This window comes from Chlorogloeopsis fritschii PCC 6912, assembly GCF_000317285.1.
GTDB classification, from domain to species: domain Bacteria; phylum Cyanobacteriota; class Cyanobacteriia; order Cyanobacteriales; family Nostocaceae; genus Chlorogloeopsis; species Chlorogloeopsis fritschii.
Genome location: NZ_AJLN01000108.1, coordinates 21,064 through 44,919 on the forward strand (window position 1 = coordinate 21,064; position 23,856 = coordinate 44,919).

At 41.5% G+C, this 23,856-nt stretch carries 22 protein-coding genes and 1 tRNA gene; 16 read left to right on the top strand and 7 right to left on the bottom strand.

Annotated features, from left to right (window positions below; translation table 11 throughout):
• Positions 1-101: 101 nt before the first annotated feature.
• From UYC_RS0122860 to UYC_RS0122875, 4 genes are all read left to right on the top strand, one after another.
• On the top strand, positions 102-953 hold the full coding sequence (locus UYC_RS0122860; protein ID WP_026087476.1) for a universal stress protein: 852 nt from the start codon (positions 102-104) through the stop codon (positions 951-953).
• A gap of 513 nt (positions 954-1,466) precedes the next feature.
• Entirely contained in the window at positions 1,467-1,805 is a 339-nt protein-coding gene (locus UYC_RS0122870; protein WP_235082961.1) for a hypothetical protein, read from the top strand.
• 87 nt (positions 1,806-1,892) lie between these two features.
• Complete coding sequence (locus UYC_RS39560; RefSeq protein WP_016879677.1) at positions 1,893-2,075, top strand: hypothetical protein; 183 nt, start codon at positions 1,893-1,895, stop codon at positions 2,073-2,075.
• 892 nt (positions 2,076-2,967) lie between these two features.
• Complete coding sequence (locus UYC_RS0122875) at positions 2,968-5,295, top strand: GumC family protein (protein WP_016874974.1); 2,328 nt, start codon at positions 2,968-2,970, stop codon at positions 5,293-5,295.
• Between the two features lies 1 nt (position 5,296).
• Here the strand turns inward: UYC_RS0122875 and UYC_RS0122880 are convergent, their stop codons facing one another.
• Positions 5,297-6,025: an ABC transporter ATP-binding protein gene (locus UYC_RS0122880; protein ID WP_016874973.1), complete on the bottom strand. Its 729-nt coding sequence runs from the start codon at positions 6,023-6,025 to the stop codon at positions 5,297-5,299.
• Positions 6,026-6,398: 373 nt separating this feature from the next.
• A complete protein-coding gene (locus tag UYC_RS0122885; protein WP_016874972.1) occupies positions 6,399-6,626 on the bottom strand; it encodes an indolepyruvate ferredoxin oxidoreductase subunit alpha in 228 nt (75 codons plus the stop codon).
• A 338-nt stretch (positions 6,627-6,964) separates the two neighbouring features.
• Here UYC_RS0122885 and uvrA point away from each other — a divergent pair, with 338 nt between their 5' ends.
• A complete protein-coding gene (gene uvrA / locus UYC_RS0122890; protein WP_016874971.1) occupies positions 6,965-9,868 on the top strand; it encodes an excinuclease ABC subunit UvrA in 2,904 nt (967 codons plus the stop codon).
• Positions 9,869-10,222: 354 nt separating this feature from the next.
• Entirely contained in the window at positions 10,223-10,939 is a 717-nt protein-coding gene (locus UYC_RS0122895; RefSeq protein WP_016874970.1) for an SDR family NAD(P)-dependent oxidoreductase, read from the top strand.
• A gap of 4 nt (positions 10,940-10,943) precedes the next feature.
• Here the strand turns inward: UYC_RS0122895 and UYC_RS0122900 are convergent, their stop codons facing one another.
• The gene (locus UYC_RS0122900) at positions 10,944-12,116 is read right to left on the bottom strand and encodes an AI-2E family transporter (RefSeq protein WP_016874969.1); all 1,173 of its coding nucleotides are present in this window, start codon (positions 12,114-12,116) and stop codon (positions 10,944-10,946) included.
• A 180-nt stretch (positions 12,117-12,296) separates the two neighbouring features.
• Positions 12,297-12,488 carry a hypothetical protein gene (locus tag UYC_RS0122905; RefSeq protein ID WP_016874968.1) on the bottom strand — a complete coding sequence of 64 codons (192 nt, stop codon included), beginning with the start codon at positions 12,486-12,488 and terminating at the stop codon, positions 12,297-12,299.
• A 152-nt stretch (positions 12,489-12,640) separates the two neighbouring features.
• Between UYC_RS0122905 and UYC_RS0122910 the strand changes: the two genes are divergently transcribed.
• The 3 genes from UYC_RS0122910 (at position 12,641) to UYC_RS0122920 (ending at position 16,609) form a co-directional block, all read left to right on the top strand.
• Entirely contained in the window at positions 12,641-13,309 is a 669-nt protein-coding gene (locus UYC_RS0122910) for a DUF1614 domain-containing protein (RefSeq protein WP_016874967.1), read from the top strand.
• Positions 13,310-13,616: 307 nt separating this feature from the next.
• The gene (ftsH, locus tag UYC_RS0122915; protein ID WP_016874966.1) at positions 13,617-15,554 is read left to right on the top strand and encodes an ATP-dependent zinc metalloprotease FtsH; all 1,938 of its coding nucleotides are present in this window, start codon (positions 13,617-13,619) and stop codon (positions 15,552-15,554) included.
• A 422-nt stretch (positions 15,555-15,976) separates the two neighbouring features.
• Positions 15,977-16,609 (top strand): PEP-CTERM sorting domain-containing protein, encoded by a 633-nt coding sequence (locus UYC_RS0122920; RefSeq protein ID WP_016874965.1) that lies wholly within the window; start codon positions 15,977-15,979, stop codon positions 16,607-16,609.
• 63 nt (positions 16,610-16,672) lie between these two features.
• Here the strand turns inward: UYC_RS0122920 and UYC_RS0122925 are convergent, their stop codons facing one another.
• Positions 16,673-18,430, bottom strand: coding sequence for a WD40 repeat domain-containing protein (locus UYC_RS0122925; RefSeq protein WP_016874964.1), 1,758 nt, complete (start codon positions 18,428-18,430; stop codon positions 16,673-16,675).
• 665 nt (positions 18,431-19,095) lie between these two features.
• Between UYC_RS0122925 and UYC_RS0122930 the strand changes: the two genes are divergently transcribed.
• Entirely contained in the window at positions 19,096-20,559 is a 1,464-nt protein-coding gene (locus tag UYC_RS0122930) for a glycoside hydrolase family 13 protein (RefSeq protein ID WP_016874963.1), read from the top strand.
• A gap of 15 nt (positions 20,560-20,574) precedes the next feature.
• Here UYC_RS0122930 and UYC_RS0122935 read toward each other — a convergent pair whose 3' ends face one another.
• Positions 20,575-20,994, bottom strand: a complete 420-nt coding sequence (locus UYC_RS0122935; RefSeq protein ID WP_016874962.1) for a fasciclin domain-containing protein — start codon at positions 20,992-20,994, stop codon at positions 20,575-20,577.
• Positions 20,995-21,240: 246 nt separating this feature from the next.
• On the opposite strand from UYC_RS0122935, the gene UYC_RS0122940 reads away from it, so the two are divergent.
• From UYC_RS0122940 to UYC_RS0122960, 6 genes are all read left to right on the top strand, one after another.
• Positions 21,241-21,477 carry a DNA-directed RNA polymerase subunit omega gene (locus tag UYC_RS0122940; RefSeq protein WP_016874961.1) on the top strand — a complete coding sequence of 79 codons (237 nt, stop codon included), beginning with the start codon at positions 21,241-21,243 and terminating at the stop codon, positions 21,475-21,477.
• A 24-nt stretch (positions 21,478-21,501) separates the two neighbouring features.
• Positions 21,502-22,041: a hypothetical protein gene (locus tag UYC_RS0122945; protein WP_016874960.1), complete on the top strand. Its 540-nt coding sequence runs from the start codon at positions 21,502-21,504 to the stop codon at positions 22,039-22,041.
• Positions 22,042-22,142: 101 nt separating this feature from the next.
• Complete coding sequence (locus tag UYC_RS0122950; protein WP_016874959.1) at positions 22,143-22,508, top strand: DUF1818 family protein; 366 nt, start codon at positions 22,143-22,145, stop codon at positions 22,506-22,508.
• 47 nt (positions 22,509-22,555) lie between these two features.
• Positions 22,556-22,629 (top strand) — tRNA-Pro (locus UYC_RS0122955).
• Positions 22,630-22,649: 20 nt separating this feature from the next.
• Positions 22,650-22,808, top strand: coding sequence for a hypothetical protein (locus UYC_RS38040; protein WP_157171269.1), 159 nt, complete (start codon positions 22,650-22,652; stop codon positions 22,806-22,808).
• 99 nt (positions 22,809-22,907) lie between these two features.
• The gene (locus tag UYC_RS0122960; RefSeq protein WP_016874958.1) at positions 22,908-23,264 is read left to right on the top strand and encodes a hypothetical protein; all 357 of its coding nucleotides are present in this window, start codon (positions 22,908-22,910) and stop codon (positions 23,262-23,264) included.
• A 299-nt stretch (positions 23,265-23,563) separates the two neighbouring features.
• Here the strand turns inward: UYC_RS0122960 and UYC_RS39075 are convergent, their stop codons facing one another.
• Complete coding sequence (locus tag UYC_RS39075; RefSeq protein ID WP_016874957.1) at positions 23,564-23,725, bottom strand: hypothetical protein; 162 nt, start codon at positions 23,723-23,725, stop codon at positions 23,564-23,566.
• Between the last annotated feature and the right edge of the window lie 131 nt (positions 23,726-23,856).

Below are 23,856 nucleotides of genomic sequence, written 5' to 3' on the forward strand. Positions count from 1 at the left end.
TTTACTGTTAACTGTTGATAGTGTTGTTCAGCAAGGCGGTGAAAGTTAAGCCAATTACAAGAGATTGCAAACCAAAGCTACGTGAGCAACAAGGCGTAACGATGATCAACAATATTTTGCTAGCTGTCTCTGGGCTGGGACATGCGGAAGAAATGCTGAAAACTTTGAAGGAAATACCATCAATTCAACGAGCAAAAGTTACAGTTTTGCACGTTGTTCCGCCACAAAGCACCGCCGGAGCGATGACAGCTAAGTGGGAAGAAGGTGGCAAAATCTTGGCTAACGCCATTCAAACTTTGAATTTAGATCCCAGTCAAGTCTCTTCAATCTTGCGGCAAGGTGAACCCAAAGATGTAGTTTGTCAAGTAGCAGAAGAAATCGATGCAGACTTAATTATCATGGGTTCTCGTGGACTCAAACGACTGCAATCGATTTTAGCAAACTCTGTGAGTCAGTACGTTTTTCAATTATCCTCTCGCCCCATGTTGCTGGTAAAAGATGACATTTATGTCAAAAAAATTAACCGCATTATGGTAGCAATAGATAATTCTGAAGCGTCAAAACAGTGCTTGAATTTGGCATTATTTTTAATTCGAGATATTAAGGGAGGAGAATTAATTCTATCCCATGTAATCACAGATTTAGGAGGAGAATCTGCTGCATCAACTCAGGTTAATCCTGAACAACATCCTGTTTTGGCAGCGGCAGTTGCAGAAGCTAAAAAACAAGGTGTACAACCTCGCTGCGTGCTAAGTATGGGCAAGCCAGGTGAAAAAATTTGCCGCTTGGCAGAAGAGTTGAATGTAGATCTATTATTAATTGGTTCTCCAGATCGTCGTCCTTCGATTGCTAAGAGTTTTGTCGATCTAGATCGACTTTTAGGCTCTTCTTTGTCTGACTACGTGAGAATCAATGCTACTTGCCCAGTCTTATTAGCACGAACTGTCGGCTAAAGTTGAGATTTTGCGGTTTATAAAGTCGTAGTAGAAGTAGAGACGCTAAATTATCCTCCAGGAATGCCTGCGGTATATGCGTCTCTACAAGGTTTGTATTTTTATGAGAGTCTTAGTGAAATTGTATAAGACGCCGTATTGTCGCCCCTTTGAGATATCTGCAATCAACGATCCCTTTCTGCGTTGGCGTTACTGAATTATGGGATGATTACGCCCAATTCATATCAACCCAAGTAAGCAATTTTTTGAGGGTGGGTACTGCCTATCTTTCCTCAAAACCTTATTTTTACATTGTGGATAGTGCCCACCTTACTGTTAAAGCTCTTCCTTTTCATAGAAATTATAAACATACCTCAAGAGAGATGGATGTTTGTAACAAGGAAACCAGTATTAGATATAGCGTTGTTTTCCAGATATTTGATGTTACTAAATCAAACATTGCCTTGTTAGGTGCTAATCATAGGCAAAGACAGGTAAATAACAAGATTTTTCAGAATTTTGAATAGGAGATAGATGATGGTAGATGATTTTTTGCGAAAAGCGAAGGACTTTATCGGCGGGTCAAAAGACGAAGAACGTGAAAGAGACTATGATACTCACAGAGGACGGCGGGTACATCCAGCTAGTGAAGATCGCTACGATGATGAGGACGATGAGGAGTATTCTGGCAGCGATCGCCGTTCTCGTAAAGACCGTTACGATGATGAGGACGATGAGGAGTATTCTAGCAGCGATCGCCGTTCCCGTAAAGACCGTTACGATGATGAGGACGATGAAGACGATGAGGAGTATTCTAAGGGTTCCCGCCGTTCTCGTAAAGACCGTTACGATGATGAGGACGATGACGACTAGTAAGCCATAGTCTTAAGAGCTTCCTCATCTCAGTTGCAGTATGCGCCTGTACCTCCAGCAGATCAGAGCAGCCGAGCTTTTGATATTATGGCTGCTCTGGGCTACGTTTCTGACTTAAGAGCGAGCTTACTATCTATGTTCTATGTTGAAAATAATTGCCAGTGGTATAAAAGCCTGTTTTCAGATGTTAGAAATGTCGAGGCTTTTAAGTACCTTCATGTGGGTTGTGTTTCGGATATAAAACGTAAAACTCTATCAGCGATCGCTTGAATATAGATTACTTTACCAAATCTTTACTTGAAGTTAGTAAAGCAAGCAAGCTTTTTAAGTAATACTATCTAGACTATTTTGAAAATTTTACACACGTATTGCATATTTTAGTAAAATAAGTTGATAGTGATAATACTTTACTAGTTGCTGAACTATACATATTAAACTTACTGTCAGGCAGAAGTTTAGGACAATCATATAAGTTGTACTTAACTACTATTTGACAATTTAAATACGGATTTTATACGAATAGTTTTATTTAGTTTCTACTCGACCATTTCATATACATTGCCTTTAAACGTTAAGTTCAATTCAATATCTAAATCTACTCTGTATATAGTTAAATTATTTATACCCAACTAAAAGTATCAATATACACTTCCAATTGCATATATTTAAATTTATTAGTAAAAAATATGACACAAAAATCATCAATCAAAATAATGTATAAAAAACTAAGTGTTTAAATTTTATGTCTAATAATCTTTATTGGTAAGAAAATTTAAAGATTCACAGAGAGCATTGACATTTCTAAATTGGCACTTTAGGTTTGTATGAACAAATTTCTCCTGGTGTTCTAATTGAAAAACTAAGTGAAATTCCTATCTGTGTACATATAAATAAACTGCTAGCAAATATCAACCTACTTGTTGCATAAGAGTTGAAGAATAAGTTGATATTTGATAAATATTTGAGATGTACGCTCAAATTGGAGAAGTGTAACTATAAATATTTATTTATTGATAAACTTTGGATGTAGATATAGTCATTAGATGTAGTAATGATTAAGTATGGCATTTTGCCTATCTGAAAAACAAAGTTTTATTAATATAACCAAAATGATTGACTATTTTTACTAAAAAATAGTGTTTTGATTTAGAGGGATTTCATAGTGATTAACACTGAGCTGGAACGAGGAAAACTAGTTATTACTTCTCAAAAAAGTTCTGATGATTTGAGAAAAACTCCTACAATCTTTACAAGTTTGCGGCAACGACGCTTTTTGATTGTAGGTGTTTCCTGCGTAGTCATGTCGGTTGCAAGTTTTATGGCTTTCAGTGCAAAACCTGTTTACCGAAGCTCTATGCAGTTATTAGTAAACTCCAGCCTTGATGAACGAGAACTGCTAAGTAATGCTCAAGAAGGTTTATTGAAAGATTTAATTGAACCTAAATTAGAAGCTTTTGACTACACTCCTAATATGAGGTTGATAGTCAGTTCCAAAATTATCCAAAAAGCTGTAAATGCACTTAGTGCTGAATATCCCAATATTACTGTAGAAGAAATTAAAGGTAAAAACCCTTATTGGAAACCTTTAGTTGTCAAGGAACTAGATGAAGAAACAGGAGTTGATCCTGCCTACGAGCAAGTATTTGAGCTTTCCTTTGAAAGTAGCGATCCACTGAAAGCCCAAAAAGTATTGCAAGCTCTTCAAACAGCATTTCGAGACTACAATATTGAGCAACAAAAATACCGCGTTAATAAGGCACTTGCTTTAGTTAACGATCGCCTACCGACAATGAAACAGCAGTTGCAGCTAGCTGAGGAAAAATTAGAAAAATTTCGCAAAAAACACAATATATTCGATCCTGAGATTCAAGGCAAAATTCTTCTAGAATCACTTGGAGATACGAAAAAACAGCTGCAATCCACTCGCGCTCAACTGCAAAATTTACAAGCTCGCCAAAAAAATATCGAGAAAGAACTTGCCTTGTCTTCTTCAAACACAAGCTCTTCTTCCCTGGGTGAATCCTCGCATTATCAAGTACTACTCGATGAAATTCAAAAAACCGAATCAACTTTAGCTCAGGAACGCCAACGCTATACAGATGACTTTCCTGCTGTACAAAAACTAATCGAACAGCGCCAGAGTCAAGTTAATTTATTAAGGGAAGAAATAAGGCAATTACTCTCAACATCTAATCAACAGACACAAGCTTCAGTACTGCGAGTTCTGAACACAGCAAACACCAGAGCGGCACAGCCAATTAACTGGCAAGCACTCAAGCGATCGCTAGCAGAAAAAGTGCCTGCTCTAGAAAGTACAAGACAACCATTATTGACAAAAGGGCAATTAAAAGAGGTTGAACCTGAGCTAGCGCAAAAATTAATTGAGGTAGAGACAACTATCAAGGGATTGCGTGCCAATGAAAAGAGTTTAGTTGAGTCAGAACAAAAATTTTCCTCCGAGTTAAGTAAATATCCAAAACTAATATCGGAGTACAAACGCTTGCAGTCAGGTGTAGAAGCTAATCGCAAGCAACTTGAGCAACTTACTCAGGCGCAACAATCTCTAGGACTGAAAATTTCTCAAACAAACCTTGACTGGCAAGTTTTAGAAGAACCCCAGCGGGGAATCGACGTGGGTAGCAACAGATTATTATTTCTTGTTGGAGGAGCGATCGCTGCACCGATTTTAGGTATTGCCGCTGCCTTGATGGGAGGATTGTCTAACAGCGTTATTTATTCTCCACAAGAGTTAAAAAAGCTGACTAACCTGCGGATACTAGCTACAGTTCCAAAATTAAGACCATTTAACCATCGCTGGCAAGGGTGGCGATTACCTTGGAAGTGGGGGCGAACCAAAGCTGACTTTAAAGCAGCAGAAATCTTTGACGAAAAGCCTTCCCAGCAAACATTGGATATGGCGTATCAAAATATCCAAATCATCAAATCTCCCCTTTCGTTTAAGTCTCTCATGGTAACTTCAGCAGTACCAGGGGAAGGCAAAACAACCTTGGCTGTGGAATTAGCGGTGAGTGCTGCTCGGATGCATCGACGGGTACTGCTAATTGATGCTAACTTACACCAACCAAATTTGCACAAAACTCTAGAACTTTCTAATGATTGGGGATTATCGCTATTATTAGTAGATGAAGCAAACACCTCCTTTGAGAATTACATCCAGCCTATTCACCCCTCTATAGATGTTTTAACCGCTGGATCTACCACCGAAAATACGGTGAAGTTGCTGAGTTCTCGACGAATGAAAGAATTGGTAGAGTTGTTTGAGGACACTTATGACCTTGTATTGATAGATGCTCCTGCTATTCTGACTATGGTCGATGCCAGAATTTTAGCAACCTTCTGCAATAGCATCGTGATGGTGGCACGTATTGGTAAAGTAACTCAAACCCAATTGATTCAAGCTACAGATATTTTGAGCAACTTGAATTTGATTGGCATCATTGCTAATTTAGCTAGCAGTTCTCATGCCTGAGTTAACGCGCCTTACCAGCCCCAAGATACAATTCGCCCACTTTTGGATCGTTCAATAATTCTAAACCAGGGCCTTGGATTGCATCTCGCCCCGACTCTAGGACATAACCCCGATGCGCCATTTCCAAAGCTTTACGAGCGTTTTGCTCTACCAAGACAATTGCCGTACCTGTGCGGTTAATTTCTTTAATTTGCTCAAATACTTGAGTTACCAACATAGGAGATAGAGCTGCGGAAGGTTCATCCAAAAGTAATAAGCTGGGTTCTAACATCAAAGCTTTACCCATCGCTAGCATCTGCCGTTCTCCTCCAGAGAGAGTGCCAGCACGTTGATGGCGGCGATCGGCAAGCCTGGGGAACATGGTAAATATTTTATCTTTCAGTGGTTTTAAGGCGACATTACGGACAAAAGCACCCATTTCGAGGTTCTCTTCAACACTCAAAGAGGGAAAGACATTAGAAATTTGCGGTACGTAACACATTCCCTTTTGAACAATGTGATTTGACTTTAGTCCTGTTATATCCTCTCCTTTAAAGGTAATTGTGCCTTTGTGGGGTGTTAACAGTCCAAAAATAGTTTTCGCTAAGGTTGATTTACCTGCACCATTGGGGCCAATTACTGTCACCATTTCTCCAGGGTAAAGGCAAAAATTTATACCTTGCAAAATATCTACATCCTTGATGTATCCAGCATGAACATTTTTAACTTCTAGTAAATAGTCAATAGTCATGGGTTAGTGGGTAGTGGTTAGTGGTTAAGTAGGGGAGCCAGTGCGGTGGTGAGCCAGCGCTGCGGGAGGGTAACACGAGCGCAGGCGACTGGCGTAGACACAAAGTGGATAAGCGAAAGTAAGGGTTTCCCGGCATAAAACAACTGGCGTGTGGGTTTTTTTGATGGTATTCGGCTCAAACCCATAATTTACATAAACCCGCCCGCACAGTAGTTAGTAGTTAATAATATTAATCAATATTTCCTAGTCAAGTAAAAATTGGGGACTGGGTATCGGCGACTGGGTAGAGACGCTTCGGTTCCGAAGCGTCTGTACAATTCCTCTCCTTGTTCTCTTCCTAGCCCCTAGCCCCTAACCCCTAGTCCCTAGTAAACTATGATGGCGTCTTTTGTAAATCTGGCCTTTCTTCTGGAACGATCGCTCCTTCTACTGGGCAAACTTGGAGACATATGCCACAGTCAATACAGGTGGCAAAATCAATCCAGAACCAATCGGTTCCCTTGACATTTTTACCTGGCCCTGGGTGAATACAAGCAACTGGACAAGCGTCTACACAATCTGCGACGCCTTCACAAACCTCTGTAACAATAGTGTGTGGCATAGATTTCCCCTCTTTATTAGATCGCAATCGCTGTACTTAGCCAGCTATTTCTAGCCTAACAATAATGATTTGGTCATTAGTCAATAGTCAAGCCAGACTCTCAATAAATACGGGTGTTCAGATCCCCGACTTTTTTAAAAAGTCGGGGATCTATAACTTCTCAGAAGTTGCGTGGCGGACTACTGATGCTCCAAATTAGAAAATAATTAAAACAAACGGCGATCGCTCTATAAATAGGAGTGAAATTAACACCTATAACAGTACTGTTGTTCTACCATAACAACGGTAGTATTATTAAGGACTGTTTCATGCTGCCTTACATTGATTAGCCTGCCGATATGTCAGAAACTCAATTAGCTGCATCTATAAATGGGCATCTTCCCTATCCCAATCAAAATCTTCAAAACACTATCCGCATTCGGGGTGCTAGGCAGCATAACCTGAAAAATATTGACTTAGATTTACCGCGCGATCGCCTGATCGTCTTTACAGGTGTTTCTGGTTCGGGCAAATCTTCTTTAGCTTTTGACACTATCTTTGCCGAGGGACAACGCCGCTACGTCGAATCCCTCAGTGCTTATGCGCGGCAATTTTTAGGTCAGATGGATAAACCAGATGTAGAGTCAATTGAAGGGTTAAGCCCGGCAATTTCCATCGACCAAAAGTCTACTTCCCATAACCCCCGTTCTACAGTGGGGACAGTAACAGAGATTTACGACTATCTGCGCTTATTATTTGGACGAGCGGGTGAACCCCATTGTCCAATATGCGATCGCTGTATTGCCCCGCAAACTATTGATGAAATGGTTGATCGGGTTATGGAATTAGGCGATCGCACCCGCTTTCAAATTCTTGCGCCTGTCGTGCGGGGTAAAAAAGGCACTCATAAAAAATTGTTATCGAGTTTGGCATCTGGTGGCTTTGTCCGCGTGCGTATTGATGGTGAGGTGCGCGAATTATCAGACTCAATTGAGTTAGATAAAAATACTACTCATACTATTGAAGTAGTAATTGACCGTTTAGTGAAAAAAGACGGTATTCAAGAGCGTTTAGTAGATTCACTCGCTACTTGTTTAAAATTATCTGAAGGAATAGCAGTAATTTTATTTACACCTGCTTCGGATAGCACTCAACCATCCACCGATGAACAAGAATTAATATTCTCAGAGAATTTTGCTTGCCCAGAACACGGCGCGGTGATGGAAGAATTATCGCCACGATTGTTCTCGTTTAACTCTCCTTATGGTGCTTGTCCTAATTGTCATGGTATTGGCAGCTTAAGAAGATTTTCTGTGGAATTGGTAGTACCCGATCCGGAAGCACCAGTATATGCAGCGATCGCACCTTGGTCAGAAAAAGATAATTCTTATTACTTAGAATTGCTTTATAGTTTGGGACAAGCCTATGGATTTGAATTGCAGACATCTTGGAATAAGTTGACGGAGGAGCAGCGACAGATAATTTTGCATGGAGAAGAAATCACCTCAGAAACGCAGAGAAAACAAGTTTTTCGCGGGGTAATTCCGATTTTGCAAAGGCAATATGAGGGCGGTTCAGAGCTAATTAAGCAAAAGTTAGAGCAGTATTTAATTGATCAACCTTGTCCGGTGTGTGATGGCAAGCGGTTGAAACCAGAAGCCTTGGCGGTGCGATTGGGGCAGTATCGAATTTTAGACTTGACAGGGGTATCGATCGCAGAATGTCGAGAAAGGATTGATAATTTAAAGTTAAGCGATCGTGCCTATCGCATTGCCGATTTGGTATTGAGAGAGATTAGAGCTAGGTTGCAATTTCTCTTAGATGTGGGATTAGATTATTTGACGTTAGATCGCCCGGCAATGACGCTTTCGGGTGGAGAGGCACAGCGTATTCGTTTGGCAACTCAGATTGGCTCTGGCTTGACTGGAGTTTTATACGTTTTAGATGAGCCAAGTATTGGATTGCATCAACGAGATAATGGGCGCTTGCTGCGAACTTTAACCAAATTGCGCGATTTGGGCAATACATTAATTGTCGTGGAGCATGATGAAGAAACAATTCGTGCTGCCGATTATATAGTTGATATTGGCCCTGGTGCAGGCATTCACGGTGGAAATATTATTGCTCAAGGTGATTTAAAGGCATTGCTTGAAGCTGAAGCATCATTGACAGGTGCATATTTGTCGGGAAGACGAGTAATTCAAACACCTGCTCAAAGAAGGGAAGGAAATGGACTAAGTTTAGTGATTAAAAATGCCCATCGCAATAATTTAAGAAATATAGATGTAGAAATACCACTGGGTAAACTCGTCACTGTCACCGGTGTTTCTGGTTCTGGTAAATCTACCCTAATTAACGAATTACTATATCCAGCACTGCAACACCACCTTTTCCGCAAAGTGCCTTTTCCTAAAGAAATGGATGGCATTAAGGGACTGAATACGATTGATAAAGCAATTGTCATCGATCAATCTCCCATTGGTAGAACACCCCGTTCCAACCCCGCAACTTACACAGGCGTTTTTGATGTGATTCGCGATGTGTTTTCTGCAACCATTGAAGCGAAAGCTAGGGGTTACAAACCGGGACAATTTTCTTTTAATGTCAAAGGTGGGCGTTGTGAAGCTTGTAGCGGGCAAGGTGTAAACGTCATTGAAATGAATTTTCTGCCTGATGTTTATGTGCAATGCGAAGTTTGTAAAGGTGCAAGATATAACCGCGAAACTTTGCAGGTGAAGTATAAAGATAAATCTATTGCTGACGTTCTCAATATGACTGTTGAAGAAGCTTTGGAATTTTTTCAAAACATTCCCAAAGCTGTTACTCGTTTACAAACTTTAGTAGATGTCGGATTGGGTTACATTCACTTGGGACAACCCGCGACTACTTTATCTGGTGGAGAAGCGCAGCGGGTGAAATTAGCAACAGAATTATCGCGCCGCGCCACAGGAAAGACACTTTATTTAATTGATGAACCAACAACAGGTTTATCTTTTTATGATGTCCACAAATTGTTAGATGTTTTGCAAAGATTGGTAGATAAAGGTAATTCAATTTTGGTAATTGAACATAATTTAGATGTGATTCGTTGTGCCGATTGGGTGATAGATTTGGGGCCAGAAGGTGGCGATAAAGGAGGAGAAATAATTGCCATAGGTACGCCAGAAGAAGTGGCAGAAAATCCGAAGTCTTATACTGGACAGTATTTGAAGCAGGTGTTGCAGCAATATCCGCCAGTGGCTGTAACAAATGGAAGTAAATAGTAGATGACACAACTAAAATGATGCGATAGAAAATGCTTGTAGTAGCGCAGTCTGAACAGAAGCTGACTACCTATATCATAGACTTCTTGCAGCAATTACGATCATTATTAATTACAACCACATATGAACACCGATAAACATAGATTTTATCTGTGTCCATCTGTGTGCATCCGTGGTCGATTTCAAAATATCATGCTCCAAATAAGAGTAGACGCGCCACTACAAGTTTCATATTTTACACATAATCTTTCCCAAACCTTTATAAAAACAACGCCAATACCGAAAGGATGTTTACAAAAAAGAATTTCTAAATAATATAGTTTAGGAATGTTGCCTTTTAAGAGCTTTCCTGTCATGAGTGAAGCAAAAGTCGCTGTAGTTGTTGGCGTTGGCTCTGGTTTAGGTGCTGCCATTGCCCATCGATTTGCCCGTGAAGGTTTTGCTGTAGGATTGATGGCAAGAAGTGCAGACAAGCTGGCTGAATTTCAAAATGAGATTGAAGTTGCTGGTGGTAAAGCTTTAGCTGTTCCTTGTGATGTTACCGATCCTGTATCTGTCAAAGTTGCCTTTGCTGAGGTGGAATCGTATTTCGACGCACCAGAAGTTTTAGTCTACAACGCTGGTGCTTTTAAAATGGCTGGGATTCTGGAACTGACACCGGAGCAATTTGAAAATTGTTGGAAAATAAACTGTTTTGGTGCATTTCTGGCAGTTCAGCAGGTTTTACCCACAATGGTGGAGCGAGGCCGAGGTACTATCTTACTTACAGGTGCGACTGCTGCCACAAGAGGTTCTGCCCGCTTTTCTGCTTTGGCTGTGGGTAAGTTCGGGTTACGGGCATTAGCCCAGTCGTTGGCACGAGAATTTAGTTCCCAAGGTATTCATGTTGCCCATATTGTCATAGATGGCATGATTAATACTGAAAGGGTGCGGGGAATGGTATTGGAACGAGAAGCACACACCCTACTTTCACCAAAAGCTATAGCTGAAAATTACTGGCAACTCTACAAACAGGATAAGACAGCTTGGACTTTAGAATTGGATTTGCGACCGGCAGTAGAAAAATTTTAGAGGACTAATCCTCAGTTTTTGCAATCTCATCATCAATGACTGGTTTGTCTTGCTCGTCCATTGTACTTTCTGCTACAAACCCATCTAGTTCTGCCTCAGATTCACGTTTTAGTGATTTTTCAGAAACGATGACAAACTCAGTTTCTCGGTGAGGCTTGTTATCCCATTGATCTAAAACATCTTTAGCTAATACTTCTTGCACCCAAATTTTAGCTACAACTGTTAAAGGTAGTGCTAGTAATAATCCTAAAGGCCCAAAGAAACTAAGAAAAAATAGTTGAGAGATTAATGTCACAGCTGGTAACAGCGATACCTGATGCGCCATGACAATGGGTGTGAGGAAATTACCCTCCGTCTGCTGAATAATAAAGTAAAGACCTAATACAGCAAGGGATTTCCAGGGAGCATCTAAAAGCGCGATCGCCATTGCAGGTACTACGCTAATAGTAGGGCCAAGATTGGGAATTAAGTTCATAAACCCCGCCAAAACTCCTAATGCCAAGGCTGAGGGTACGCGCAAAACAAACAAGCCAATCATACTCATAATTCCCACGTAAGTCATGGCAATAGCAGCGCCTATTACCCATCCCCCTAGTGAAACCTCGCACCGATCCAAAATTCCATCTACCCGGCGTCGATAAAATGAAGGAAATAAGCGTATAAATAATTTGCGGTAGGCGATGGGATCGGCTAGGAACATTCCTGTTAACACTAGCACCAGCAGAATTTTGAGGACAACTTCCAAAGAACCAGAAACAATAGCAAAAGAACTTCCCAGTAAACGATTGATCAAAGGTTCTGCTTGTTTAGTGAGGCTGTTTATGTCTGGTATGTATGGAGTTAATTGAACAGGAATGCGAGTTTCTAGTTGATTCAGCCAACTATTAAATAATTGAAAGCCTTTGGGAACTCGATAAGTCAGTTCATTAAACTGCTGGGCGAAAGGCGGTACAATCAACCAGAAAAATCCGACGATCGCAGCAATAAAAATACCTACAGATAGCGATATAGCAAATCCTCGGCTCATTCCTGAGCGCTGGAAGCGTCTAGATAGGCGATTTAAGGTAGTAGCTAATACAACTGCGGCAAATATAAGTAAAAGTACTTCACGAATTTGCCATAAAATATACAGTGATAAGACTAAGGCGATTAAGCCAATCCATTGACCTAGATTCACTCCCTAACTCCCGGCAGTTGACAAACTGCAATTTTTTATAACTAAGCTAAGTTAGCTGAATTTTAGCAACTTTAGCAACGAGGATAAGTAAGCGGACATAATTAAATGTAAAATCGCAACTTCTAGAAAGCAGGTGAAAACAGCCTTTTACCCTCTGCCTTCTGCCTTCTACTTATAGCTTTAGGTTTGTTTGTGTGTTTGGAATCGCCATAGTAAGGCGATCGCCATCCATATAGTTGGCAATAACACTATCATCAAAGCGTTTTTTCCCGTTGGCGCGATCGGCAAATAAGGGCCAGCATACTTAATCAAAACCGAAATAACGGCGGAAAGTAAAAATACTTTCAATACAAATCCAAGCTGATTTTCCATCAAAGTACGGCTATTCCTATTCCCAAGGTGGGTAGATACGAAAACGAATTGTAACAGCAATCTTTACAATAAACTCAAGTCAACTAAAACAGAAGTTAGAGTGACTCTCGTCATCTGAACTTCGGCAATAAAATTCCTGCTTGTCTACCGTCATGATCTATTTGCCGGTTTCACTACTGTTATTTCTATTATTGTTGTTGCTCATACCTTTTCTTTGGTTTGTTGTAGCAGTAGACATAGTAGAAATTGCAGTAGCTAAGTTGGGGTTTTCTCCCAGTATCGCCTTTATATTATTAACATTGGTGATTTTAGGTAGCACTATTAACATCCCTTTATACCGCACTGAGTCTACCGTTGCCGTAGCAGATGACTTTATTGATTTATGGTTAAGGGAATTTTGGGGCATCCCCTTGAGGAAAGTACAACGTTCTACTATAGTTGCCCTGAATGTTGGCGGTGGCTTAATTCCAGTACTGTTGGCGCTGTATCAATTTACGCAAGGAAACGCCCTGGCTATTTTGTTAGTTACTGCTATTGTCACAGTTGTTAGCTACTATGCATCGCGGGTAGTACCCGGAATAGGTATTCAAATGAATCCGTTACTGGCTCCTCTGACTGCTGTCGTATCTGCAATGTTACTTGTCCCAGCTCATGCTGCTCCAGTTGCCTTTGCTGGTGGTATTCTAGGAACCTTGATTGGGGCTGATTTACTACACCTTAAGGATATTCAAGCAAAGAGTTCGGGAGTATTGAGTATCGGAGGTGCTGGTGTGTTTGATGGGATTGCTTTGTGTGGTCTATTTGCGCTGTTATTGAGTTGATGGTGGTTAGTCAAGAGTCATTAGTCATTGATCATTGGTCATTTGTTAGTAGGGGAGGCAGCGCGCCCTTGCGGGCCAGTGCGCCCTTGGGGGTTCCCCCCGTTGTAGCACCTGGCGTCGGGTTAAGCGCGTCGAGTGCGACTGCCGTGCGGGTTTTGTTGATTAACTTTCTTTTACTACCGATAGCTTATCTTCTAAACCCGCCCGTACTTTGAAGCATCTGTACATAGTTAGTGGTTCCTACTACCTACTATCTGCTATCTACTAACCAAAAATAAAAACTTTTCAATCGGAGACTGAATAAAAAATGCCTGTAGAAACTAATAACAAAAATCAAATTAAACCACCGAGAATACGACAGTTTGGTGGCAGTTTACTGATTCTTTTCACCCTGCTGTTACTACTTAACTTTATTGTTCCTAGCTTTTTTGGGCCGAGGTTGCCACAAGCTCCCTATAGTGACTTTATCGCTCAGGTAGAAGCAGGTAAAGTTGATCGGGCAGTTGTAGGTAGCGATCGCATTGAGTATTCCATCAAAACTCAAACACCCGATGGCCAAACAGTAGAACAAGTTTTCCAGACTACACCAGTAGCCATTGACCTAGATTTACCCAAGATTCTTCGCGATCATAATGTCAAATTTGCTGCACCACCACCAAGCCAAAATGGCTGGATTGCTACTCTCTTAAGCTGGGTTGTACCACCCCTGATTTTCTTCGGCATTTGGGGATTTTTACTCAACCGGGGTGGTGGTGGCCCTGCGGCGTTAACTGTAGGTAAAAGTAAAGCTCGAATTTACTCTGAAGGCAGCACTGGTGTCAAGTTTACTGATGTAGCTGGTGTAGATGAAGCTAAAGCTGAACTAGAAGAAATTGTTGATTTTCTCAAAAATGCTGGTAAATACACCCGCTTGGGCGCGAAAATCCCTAAAGGTGTGCTTTTGGTAGGGCCTCCGGGAACAGGTAAAACCCTATTAGCAAAAGCTATTGCCGGTGAAGCTAGTGTTCCTTTCTTTAGCATTTCCGGTTCAGAATTTATCGAACTGTTTGTGGGTGTGGGTGCAGCCCGTGTTCGTGACTTGTTCGAGCAAGCTAAACAACAAGCTCCCTGTATCGTCTTTATTGATGAATTAGACGCACTGGGTAAATCTCGTGGTGGTGCAGGCCCGATGATGGGTGGTAACGATGAACGAGAACAAACTCTCAACCAGCTACTTACCGAAATGGACGGGTTTGATGCCAACACGGGTGTAATTATCATTGCTGCTACCAACCGCCCCGAAATTCTCGACCCAGCTTTGCGCCGCCCCGGACGCTTTGACCGTCAAGTTGTTGTGGATCGTCCTGATAAAATCGGTCGAGAAGCAATTCTGAAAGTTCATGCCCGCAACGTCAAATTAGCTGATGATGTCGATTTGGGAATTATTGCTGCCCGCACACCTGGTTTTGCTGGGGCAGACTTAGCTAACCTTGTCAACGAAGCTGCACTCTTAGCAGCACGGCAAAATCGGCAAGCAGTGGCAATGGCAGATTTCAACGAAGCGATTGAGCGCGTTGTTGCTGGCTTAGAAAAACGTTCTCGCGTCCTAAATGAGACAGAGAAAAAGACTGTTGCCTATCATGAAGTTGGTCACGCCATCATTGGTGCTTTGATGCCTGGTGCTGGTAAAGTTGAAAAAATCTCTGTTGTGCCGAGAGGCGTGGGTGCTTTGGGTTACACTATTCAGATGCCTGAAGAAGACCGCTTCTTGATGATAGAAGATGAAATTCGCGGTCGCATTGCTACCCTATTGGGTGGACGTTCAGCAGAAGAAGTTGTTTTTGGTAAAGTTTCCACTGGCGCTAGTGATGATATCCAAAAAGCCACTGATTTGGCAGAACGCTATATCACTCTTTACGGCATGAGTGAGAAACTGGGGCCAGTAGCATTTGAGAAGATTCAACAACAATTCCTCGAAGGCTATGGCAATCCGCGTCGTGCCATTAGTCCAAAAGTGGCTGAGGAAATTGACCGCGAAGTGAAGCAAATAGTTGATAATGCTCACCACATTGCCTTGACGATTCTGCATGAAAATCGGGACTTGTTAGAAGAAACCGCACAAGAACTGTTGCAAAAAGAAATCCTCGAAGGTGCACAACTGCGGGAAAAACTCAACCAAGCCAAACCACCTGTTGAACTCCAAGAATGGTTGCGCACAGGTAAGATATCGGAAGATAAGCCTTTGATGCAAACATTGCTAGTGTAAAGCAGAGGGTTGTAAAGCTTTACTGATTACTCTAATAGTCAGAAATAGAATTCAGACCAGCGATCGCTCTTTCATGAGGGCGATCGCTTTTTTGATGTCAAACCCCCTCGGAGCGTTTAAGTACCTACGCATAAATATTTGGCCATTTTTCAACACGACTGAAATCGCTGTATTGCTTCCTTGTTCTCTTGTCTAACCAATTTTTAAATTTTTTAGATTTTCATCTATCCAAAGATATAAAAAAAATATTATTTCATATCAAGTTTTTGTAAAACAGGCTGTATAACCTTGGAGAATCCTCATATTTGTCTAAGTAAGACTACTGAGGGTGTGTTGACATAAATTACAAAAGCTAATTATAACATTGCTGGGCAATTGACTTTGCTTACCCAAAAAAATCAGCAACAGGAGTACTTGATCTAATGAAGCTAGCAAAAACCACTACTGCAATTGTGAAGAAATTTTCCATACTAGCTGCAACAACAACAGCGATCGCTCTGGGAGCAATCAATTCAGTCCAAGCTGCTGCAGTAACATTTGAAGGAACTCTTTCTTATGGCAGCACCCAGGCTGGAGTAGTTCCAGGTGGAGACAATACCGGAAATCCCTCAGAATGGAAATTTTGGAGTTTCTCTGGCAATGCAGGTGATGTTGCGACTGTAACAGTGAGAAGAACTGTAGAGGCACTCGATCCGGCTTTTGGTGTATGGTTTGGTACTGAGGCAGATACTTCTGACTACACTGACATCTTCTCGGATGGTGCTACCACTCCACTAGTTGCTGTTGGAGATGACGATTTGCCACCAGCAATACCCACAGGGCTTTGGGGCGATTCAGAAGCAACTTTTACATTGCCAAATTCTGGCTTATACACAATTGCTGTATCTTCTTTCGCATCCGATCCCTCGACAGAACCACTGGGATACAACATCTCTCTCCAAAGTAGCGAACCAGTACCTGAACCTTTTACTATTGCTGGTACTTTGCTCGCTGGCGGTATTGGTATTGTTCTCAAAAGGAAGAAGCTTCAAGCAACTTCAAATTCACAAGGATAAATAAACTCACGCAAAAACGCCAAGAGAAACTATTCTTGGCGTTTTTACATTATTAATGTTTGGTTAACTCCGCTGCCAAATTTTAATCGTCTTATCCAAACTCCCACTCACCAACATTTCCCCAGAAGCAGTGAATGCGACTGCTGTAACTGTGTGAGTATGCCCTGTAAATGTACCTAGCAGTTCCCCAGTTGACAGATGCCACAACTTAATAGTTTTATCAGCACTCCCACTAGCGATCGTCTGCCCATCAGGGCTGAGGGCAATAGCGTATACTCCATCTCTATGTCCCTTCAGAGTATGCAACAATTCCCCTGTATCTAACCGCCAAATCTTAATAGTTTTATCTCGACTGCCACTGACAAGAATTTTGCCATCTGCACTCATGGCTAAGGAACAAACAATATGAAGATGACCTGTAAGAGTGTGCAATAGTTCAGGAATAGGAGGTTTGCCCCCTATTTGTTGAGAGACTTGCCAAATTTTAATTTTGCGGTAACTGCCCGTGACTAAAATTTGACCATCTTGACTTAATGCCAAAGCATGAGCTGCGGTATCATCCAAAGAAAGGGCAAACATCACCTGGCGATGGATCAAATCCCAAAATAAAATTTTTCTGTCATCTCCTCCTGTCGCTAATACCCGTCCATCGGGGGTAAAAGCTACGCAGCGCACCATACCATTATGCTTGTGCAGGATATCTATCAAGTCTTGCGCGCCTACGTGCCACATTTTGATTGTAGAATCCGCACCTGCACTCACTAAAGTTTGCCCATCGGGGCTGAAAGCAAGGGCGTTTACCTCATCCACTAAACTTGACAAAATCCAAGGATATTCGGATAAAGTGCATACCAACTCCCCCCTAGCCAAATCCCATAACTTTGTCTCTCCGCGACTACCGCTTGCCACTAAAGGTAAATTTTCGTGGTTTTGACTTTCTGGGCTGAAAGCAAGGCAATTTATTCCTCTAGTATGGCCTTTCAATGTTTGCCAGCATTCCCAGTCTCCAATGATGTTTTTAAGGGGATGTTCTGATGGTACAGTCTGAGTTTTTTCTGGCACTACAATCTCATCAACAACTGGTGGTACATCTAGTTTGGTAATTCCTTCTAAATACCAATTCAATCCCCCTGCATACAATAAGTTACTGGGAGTGACAGAAATTTTTGGCTCGTTAAGTTCAATTTGATTAGTAGGTAAGAAACCGACGACTATAGCTTGTTTTTCGTAGCCTCTTTTGCCATTAAACGGATAGAACAAACATAAAAAAATTAATAATCGGTATTTTTTAACATCCTCTTGAGTAACAGACCATCTAATTTTGTCTTTCTTGATACCATTAAAACTTTCTCCATCTGCAACACAAACTAGAATATTGACTTTAGGATTATTAGCAAGTACATAAGGAAATTTGCTTTCACTACGCAAATTGCCTTCATCATCAAGTAGCATATTTTTGACTGCATCTTGTGGCACTTTTTTGACAATTTTGCCCAGGCGCTGATTGATGACTTGTTCGACAATCTGCTCTCGTAAAATATAATCTTCGGCTTGTTGTTGAAAGTATGTTGGAAAAGGTATAGCCCACTCAGGAAATTCGGGATATTCAGGTGGGATTGGAGGCGGATTTTTAGCCAAAATTTCTGCTTGTTGGCGAGCAACTGCCAATAATTTTTCCAGCATTTCGCCCCAAAAAGCCATTATTTCGGTGTGGCAACCTTTGACTTGACTTTCTAACAAAGATACATCATGAGTCTTTGGTTTTTTCACCCGTAGAAGGAAATCAGCCTGTTGAGCTTTGAGTAAGCTAGTCCAATCCATCGAAAACCTCGCAAGGGTACTGCAACTATATCGCGTTAGCGATTGGTTGTGGCGCAGCCAGTAAGGGTTAGACTGTCATCATCCAAAATTCTTTGTCCAACCTCGCGGTATAGGCAAAGATTATGTCCAATATATTCTTGCGGCAAATTATTGCACACCTAACATTAGGCTATACTGAGGCGATCGCTCAAGTGATTAGATTGAGTTAACAAGCGCTCAGTAATACCAGAAGTCAAGGTAACATAACCATCGCGCCTGAGACTGGGGGGTATTCACCAGATACAGTCAAAGATGGTTACTGCACAAGGTTTGCCGAAACAAGAATTTAGACGATGGCAGTTCATTCTAACGAACTTGGGGACGAAAATACTGTTTCTAGGTAAGCAGTTCTTCTAAAAAGGGGACAAGAGAACAGGGGACAAGGGGACAAGGAGACAAGGGGACAAGGGGAGTAATAAACCAACCAACTACTGTACGGGCGGGTTTAGAAGATAAGTTATCGGTTTGAACCGAAAGTTAATCAACAAAACCCGCCCCTACTAACTACTAACCAATGACCAATGACTAATTACCATTAACAAAATTTTCTACCACAAGTGTGAGACACAAATAACCAAGTATCTGCAACGATCGCGATGATATAGATTAGGAGCCAGGAGTGATTGATGCAGATTCACACGCCAGACTGGGTTAAACACGCTGTTTTCTATCAAATATTTCCCGATCGCTTTGCCAGAAGCAAACAACCGCACAGAAAGGTGTTGCGTAATGCTAGTTGGGAAGATTGGGATGCTATGCCCACACTCCAAGGTTATAAAGGAGGGGATTTATGGGGCGTGATCGAGCAGTTAGATTACATTCAGGATTTAGGAATAAATGCCATTTACTTTACACCCATCTTTCAATCTGCAAGTAATCACCGCTACCACACCCACGACTATTATCAAGTCGATCCAATGCTGGGGGGAAATCCGGCTTTTAAAGAATTGTTGGATGCAGCCCATGCCCGCAATATCAAAATTGTTTTAGATGGAGTATTTAATCACGCTAGCCGTGGCTTTTTCTTTTTTCACGATATTTTGGAAAATGGCCCCTATTCACCTTGGGTAGATTGGTTCCAAATTGAAGACTGGCCCCTTTCTCCTTATAATGGGGAATTTCCTGCTAACTATGTGGGTTGGGATGGAAATCGAGCGCTACCAGTATTTAATCATGACAACCCAGAGGTGCGGGAATATATCATGGAAATTGCCGAATTTTGGATTACATTTGGCATTGATGGTTGGCGTTTAGATGTGCCATTTGAAATTAAGACTCCTGGTTTTTGGCAGGAATTCCGCGATCGCGTCAAAGCAATCAATCCTGATGCTTACATTGTCGGTGAGGTTTGGGGCGATTCCCGTGAATGGTTGGATGGCACGCAATTTGATGGTGTGATGAATTATTTATTTGCCGCGCCAACGATCGCTTTTACCGCAGGCGATCGTGTGGATATAGAACAAGTACAAGGGCGTTCCTATCATCCCTACCCACCTTTGTTTGCTGCCGAGTATGCTGCCAAAATTCAAGAATTACTGCAACTTTATCCTTGGGAAATTCAACTTACCCAATTAAATTTGCTCGCCAGTCACGATACAGCCCGCTTGCTTACTATTGCTGGAGGCGATCGCCCTAGTGTGGAATTAGCAACTTTACTGCTACTTACATTTCCTGGTGCGCCCAGTATTTATTATGGTGATGAAGTGGGTTTACCGGGTCGTCTCGATCCAGATTCGCGTCGCGGATTTCCTTTAGAAGCCAATTGGGATCGAGAAATTCTCAATACCCACCGCCATTTAATTGCTCTCCGCCATACTCACCCTTGCTTGCGGACAGGTGATTACCAAGTTTTATATACCCAAGGGGAGCTTTACGTGTTTGCTCGCACTTTAGATACAGAGGAATTAGTTGTAGCTGTTAATGCTGGTACTGCATCAGCAAAAGCAAATATAGATACAACTAATTTGCATACCCAACCCCAAAAGCTTTTGTATGGCACTGCTGAGATAGAGTGGCACGGCGAGGGAGAAAATAAGCATCTGAGCTTAAATCTGCCTCCACGTACTGGCTGCATTTTGGGTGTAGGGTAATTTTTTAGTTTACATTCAATGCCCAGCAAGGATTGCAGGCATTAATACCATATCAATTACATGAATGACGCCATTATCGGCTAAGATATCAACTTTGACGACATTGGCGTCATTTACCTTAATTGTGCCGTTACTAGACTCAATAGCTACAACCGATCCCTCAATAGTCTCAGCTTCGTCAATTTGTGCTAAGTCCTCAGATCTGACATCTCCAAAAGCAATATGATAAGCAACTATTCTTTTCAACTTCTCAACGTTTTGCAGCAAAGAATCTAACGTTTCTGGCGGTAACTTGGCAAAAGCATCATCGGTGGGTGCAAATATTGTATACGGGCCAGGACTTTTAACAGTTTCCGTAAGTCCGGAAATGTCAACCGCTTTTAAGAGGGTTTTGAAAGAACCTGCATTAACGGCAGTTTCCACAATGTCAGCCATAATATTTTGTAACTTTATTTTCAGGTAGTGCTACAAAACCCTTATAAATTTATCAACAGCTATACAACCTCTATCAAGAGATAGTAGTTAGTGGTTAGTAGTTAGCAGGGGCGGGTTTAGAAGATAAGTTATCGGTTTGAACCGAAAGTTAATCAACAAAACCCGCCCGTACAGTAGTTGGTTGTTTACCACTATCCACTAACTATTATCCTGTTAAACTAAAAATGACCCCAAGAACCAGTAAATATGCTAAAGCGTTCTAAGTTCGAGACTACCCAAACCCAAATTATGCACCGTGCTGAGGATCTGATTAGTGCAGCTTCAAATCGCTACCGCATTACGGTTCAGGTGGCAAATCGCGCTAAACGTCGCCGTTATGAAGACTTTGACAGTAGCGATGACATTATGATGAAACCAGTTCTGAGGGCAATTATTGAGATGTCAGACGAACTAACTCAACCAGAAATTATTGGTGAAGTATAACCGAATGCAATTTGCCAAGTTAAGATGAGCGAAAAATTACCGTTATTGCGATTTATGCTCCAGCTTTGGCAGATAATTTCTGTCCGCCCCCTCAAAAAGGGGGTGGAGCTGATGTTAGTCTTTGCTGCGTTGATTTTGTGTTTAGGCAAAACTGAATCAACATATACCAGTTTGTTAGTTGCTCAACCTGCCTATGCTCAAAGAGTTAATCCTAGCGAAGCTTGGCAGCAAGTTTATAAACAGTTGCCAGATTTACCAAAGGAAAATCGTTATATCAGCCAGGAAACAGGAAAGGTTGCTGAAAATAACACCTTAGTCAGTCGCATGATGAGGTATCACATTTACGTTAAGGGACGTGCACCAAATTATCGACTTGATTGGAAATTAACTTTGGCTGATTACCTGGATGCAAATGAAGTTATGTATGAAACATCATATCCAGGTCATGATACATTGCGGCAAAATCCTTTTGCGGGCGATCGCGCTGCCATTCGCCGCCTCAATCGTCAGCAGCGAAATGCCTTGGTGCAAGCATTAGTTAATGTTTTTAATAATAGGGACTAAGGACTAATTAATTCAAAATACCTGCGGAAGCCGCTACGCGTCTACCAAATTCAAAAATTTTAATTTCCTAGCCCCTAGCCTCTAGCCTCTAGCCCCTAATTATGGAACGTGTGATTAAAAGTGGATCTGGTTGGCGTATTGGTTGGAACCCATCTGCACCTGAATTTAAAGGTTTAGTAGGTACAGATGATTGGGCGATCGAGTTAACAGAAGCAGAATTAGATGATTTTTGCCGATTACTGTTGCAGTTGGCAGACACTATGCAGCAACTTAGATCTGAATTAATGGATGAAGAAAAAATCGCTTGTGAGGCCGAAAGCGATTTATTGTGGATGGAGGTAGAAGGTTATCCTCATGCCTATAGCCTTCGCTTGATCTTAAATACGGGTCGTTGTGTAGAAGGTAAATGGAGTGCTTGTGCTGTTCCAGGCTTACTGCAAGCTGCTGGAACGCTTAAGGTTTTTTAATTTAACTATTGTTTATTTAAGAGTTTGTGTTAGTATATAAAGGTTGTCGGGGCGTAGCGCAGCTTGGTAGCGCGCCACTTTGGGGTAGTGGAGGTCGTGGGTTCAAATCCCGCCGCTCCGATTGATGAGCAGTAAAAAAGCTTGAGTGATAGCTGCCAATTGCCGCATTATTACAGTACCGATTCTGAAGGCATTGTTTCTCCTGCTGATGTGGTTGAAGCAGTACCTTGGCTTGTAATGCGTCTTTGCGCGATCGCAATATCCTTAGTGTTATGCCAGCCGGGGTGTCTCTGTAGCTAACTTTATATATATAAGAAATTAATATTCTACTAATTCCTTAAGTAGATGTTAGGTGGACATGAATTAACTAATTTGTGAGGTACTAACCCACATATAGTTATGCATCAGATTTCCGAGGAAAATGTACATCTAACCTTTAAACACGCATTGCTGGCAAAGAAGCATGGTGATTTTGTTGTAGCTATTGGTAAGCGTCTACAGAAACATGAGAATTTAATGGTACAAGAATATGGATACTCTATTGAACAATACGGCAAGTTAATCCAGTATTACGCTACACAATCATTGATGTATTCTAAGTTGCTGATGCAGGGACATCATGTAGCAGATTTTTACACAAAAGCTGTAGAGTCTCGCATGATGGCTGCAAAAGTACATAGTATGGCAGTATCGATTTACTCACGGGCAATCGAGGAGACAATTGACCGAGTAAGTGATAGAATGTGTCTTTCTTAACGGCAATAATTCAACTTGTGTAGCCAAACTTGACCTTATTGCCGTTAAGTATGCAGTAGAGCAATAGTCAAAATTACCGCTATATCTGTAAGACTCGAATCTACGCTCGGATAAGACAGTAAAAGATAGTAGCCTCTGCAATAGTGTGCCTTCCAAATATCCCCTCATCTAGCGTAATCCCGCTTACCTTCAATTTATTAACCTTTTGGGTTCTTTTTCTTGACGGGAAACAGAAGGAACCGCGTTTTACTTCTTTTGTTTGACGTCTAACAACAGTAAGTCTTTAAGCAGAAATAATATTATCCTGTTGCTAGTTCCAATACTTTGTCCTTCAATTCATTTAATTCTTGCTGAGTAACATTAAAGCCATATAAATTAAGCAATTGTTCTCGCATATTGCCGGTTTCGTTGCAAAATTCCATGATTGCGTACAGTATTTGGTATTCTCTAGTCGTCAACATTCCTATGCTGCCTTTACCTGTTTGATTTTGCGCTTTCTTTGCGATTTTATTGTTCCCGCTTGCAATGTGACTGTGGTAACGACTGAAGGTAATTCATAGAAACTTCAACCAGCACTGCCACTTCACTTCAC

Coding starts and splice junctions, on each gene's coding strand:
- UYC_RS0122870 (WP_235082961.1), top strand. CDS start 1,467: ATGATGGTAGATGATTTTTTGCGAAAAGCGAAGGACTTTATCGGCGGG.
- uvrA (WP_016874971.1), top strand. CDS start 6,965: ATGTCAGAAACTCAATTAGCTGCATCTATAAATGGGCATCTTCCCTAT.
- UYC_RS0122935 (WP_016874962.1), bottom strand. CDS start 20,994: ATGGCTGACATTGTGGAAACTGCCGTTAATGCAGGTTCTTTCAAAACC.
- UYC_RS0122910 (WP_016874967.1), top strand. CDS start 12,641: ATGATCTATTTGCCGGTTTCACTACTGTTATTTCTATTATTGTTGTTG.
- UYC_RS0122895 (WP_016874970.1), top strand. CDS start 10,223: ATGAGTGAAGCAAAAGTCGCTGTAGTTGTTGGCGTTGGCTCTGGTTTA.
- UYC_RS0122940 (WP_016874961.1), top strand. CDS start 21,241: ATGCTAAAGCGTTCTAAGTTCGAGACTACCCAAACCCAAATTATGCAC.
- UYC_RS0122925 (WP_016874964.1), bottom strand. CDS start 18,430: ATGGATTGGACTAGCTTACTCAAAGCTCAACAGGCTGATTTCCTTCTA.
- UYC_RS0122930 (WP_016874963.1), top strand. CDS start 19,096: ATGCAGATTCACACGCCAGACTGGGTTAAACACGCTGTTTTCTATCAA.
- UYC_RS0122885 (WP_016874972.1), bottom strand. CDS start 6,626: ATGCCACACACTATTGTTACAGAGGTTTGTGAAGGCGTCGCAGATTGT.
- UYC_RS0122950 (WP_016874959.1), top strand. CDS start 22,143: ATGGAACGTGTGATTAAAAGTGGATCTGGTTGGCGTATTGGTTGGAAC.
- UYC_RS39560 (WP_016879677.1), top strand. CDS start 1,893: ATGGCTGCTCTGGGCTACGTTTCTGACTTAAGAGCGAGCTTACTATCT.
- UYC_RS0122860 (WP_026087476.1), top strand. CDS start 102: ATGATCAACAATATTTTGCTAGCTGTCTCTGGGCTGGGACATGCGGAA.
- UYC_RS39075 (WP_016874957.1), bottom strand. CDS start 23,725: ATGTTGACGACTAGAGAATACCAAATACTGTACGCAATCATGGAATTT.
- UYC_RS0122945 (WP_016874960.1), top strand. CDS start 21,502: ATGAGCGAAAAATTACCGTTATTGCGATTTATGCTCCAGCTTTGGCAG.
- UYC_RS0122960 (WP_016874958.1), top strand. CDS start 22,908: ATGCATCAGATTTCCGAGGAAAATGTACATCTAACCTTTAAACACGCA.
- UYC_RS0122880 (WP_016874973.1), bottom strand. CDS start 6,025: ATGACTATTGACTATTTACTAGAAGTTAAAAATGTTCATGCTGGATAC.
- UYC_RS0122920 (WP_016874965.1), top strand. CDS start 15,977: ATGAAGCTAGCAAAAACCACTACTGCAATTGTGAAGAAATTTTCCATA.
- ftsH (WP_016874966.1), top strand. CDS start 13,617: ATGCCTGTAGAAACTAATAACAAAAATCAAATTAAACCACCGAGAATA.
- UYC_RS0122905 (WP_016874968.1), bottom strand. CDS start 12,488: ATGGAAAATCAGCTTGGATTTGTATTGAAAGTATTTTTACTTTCCGCC.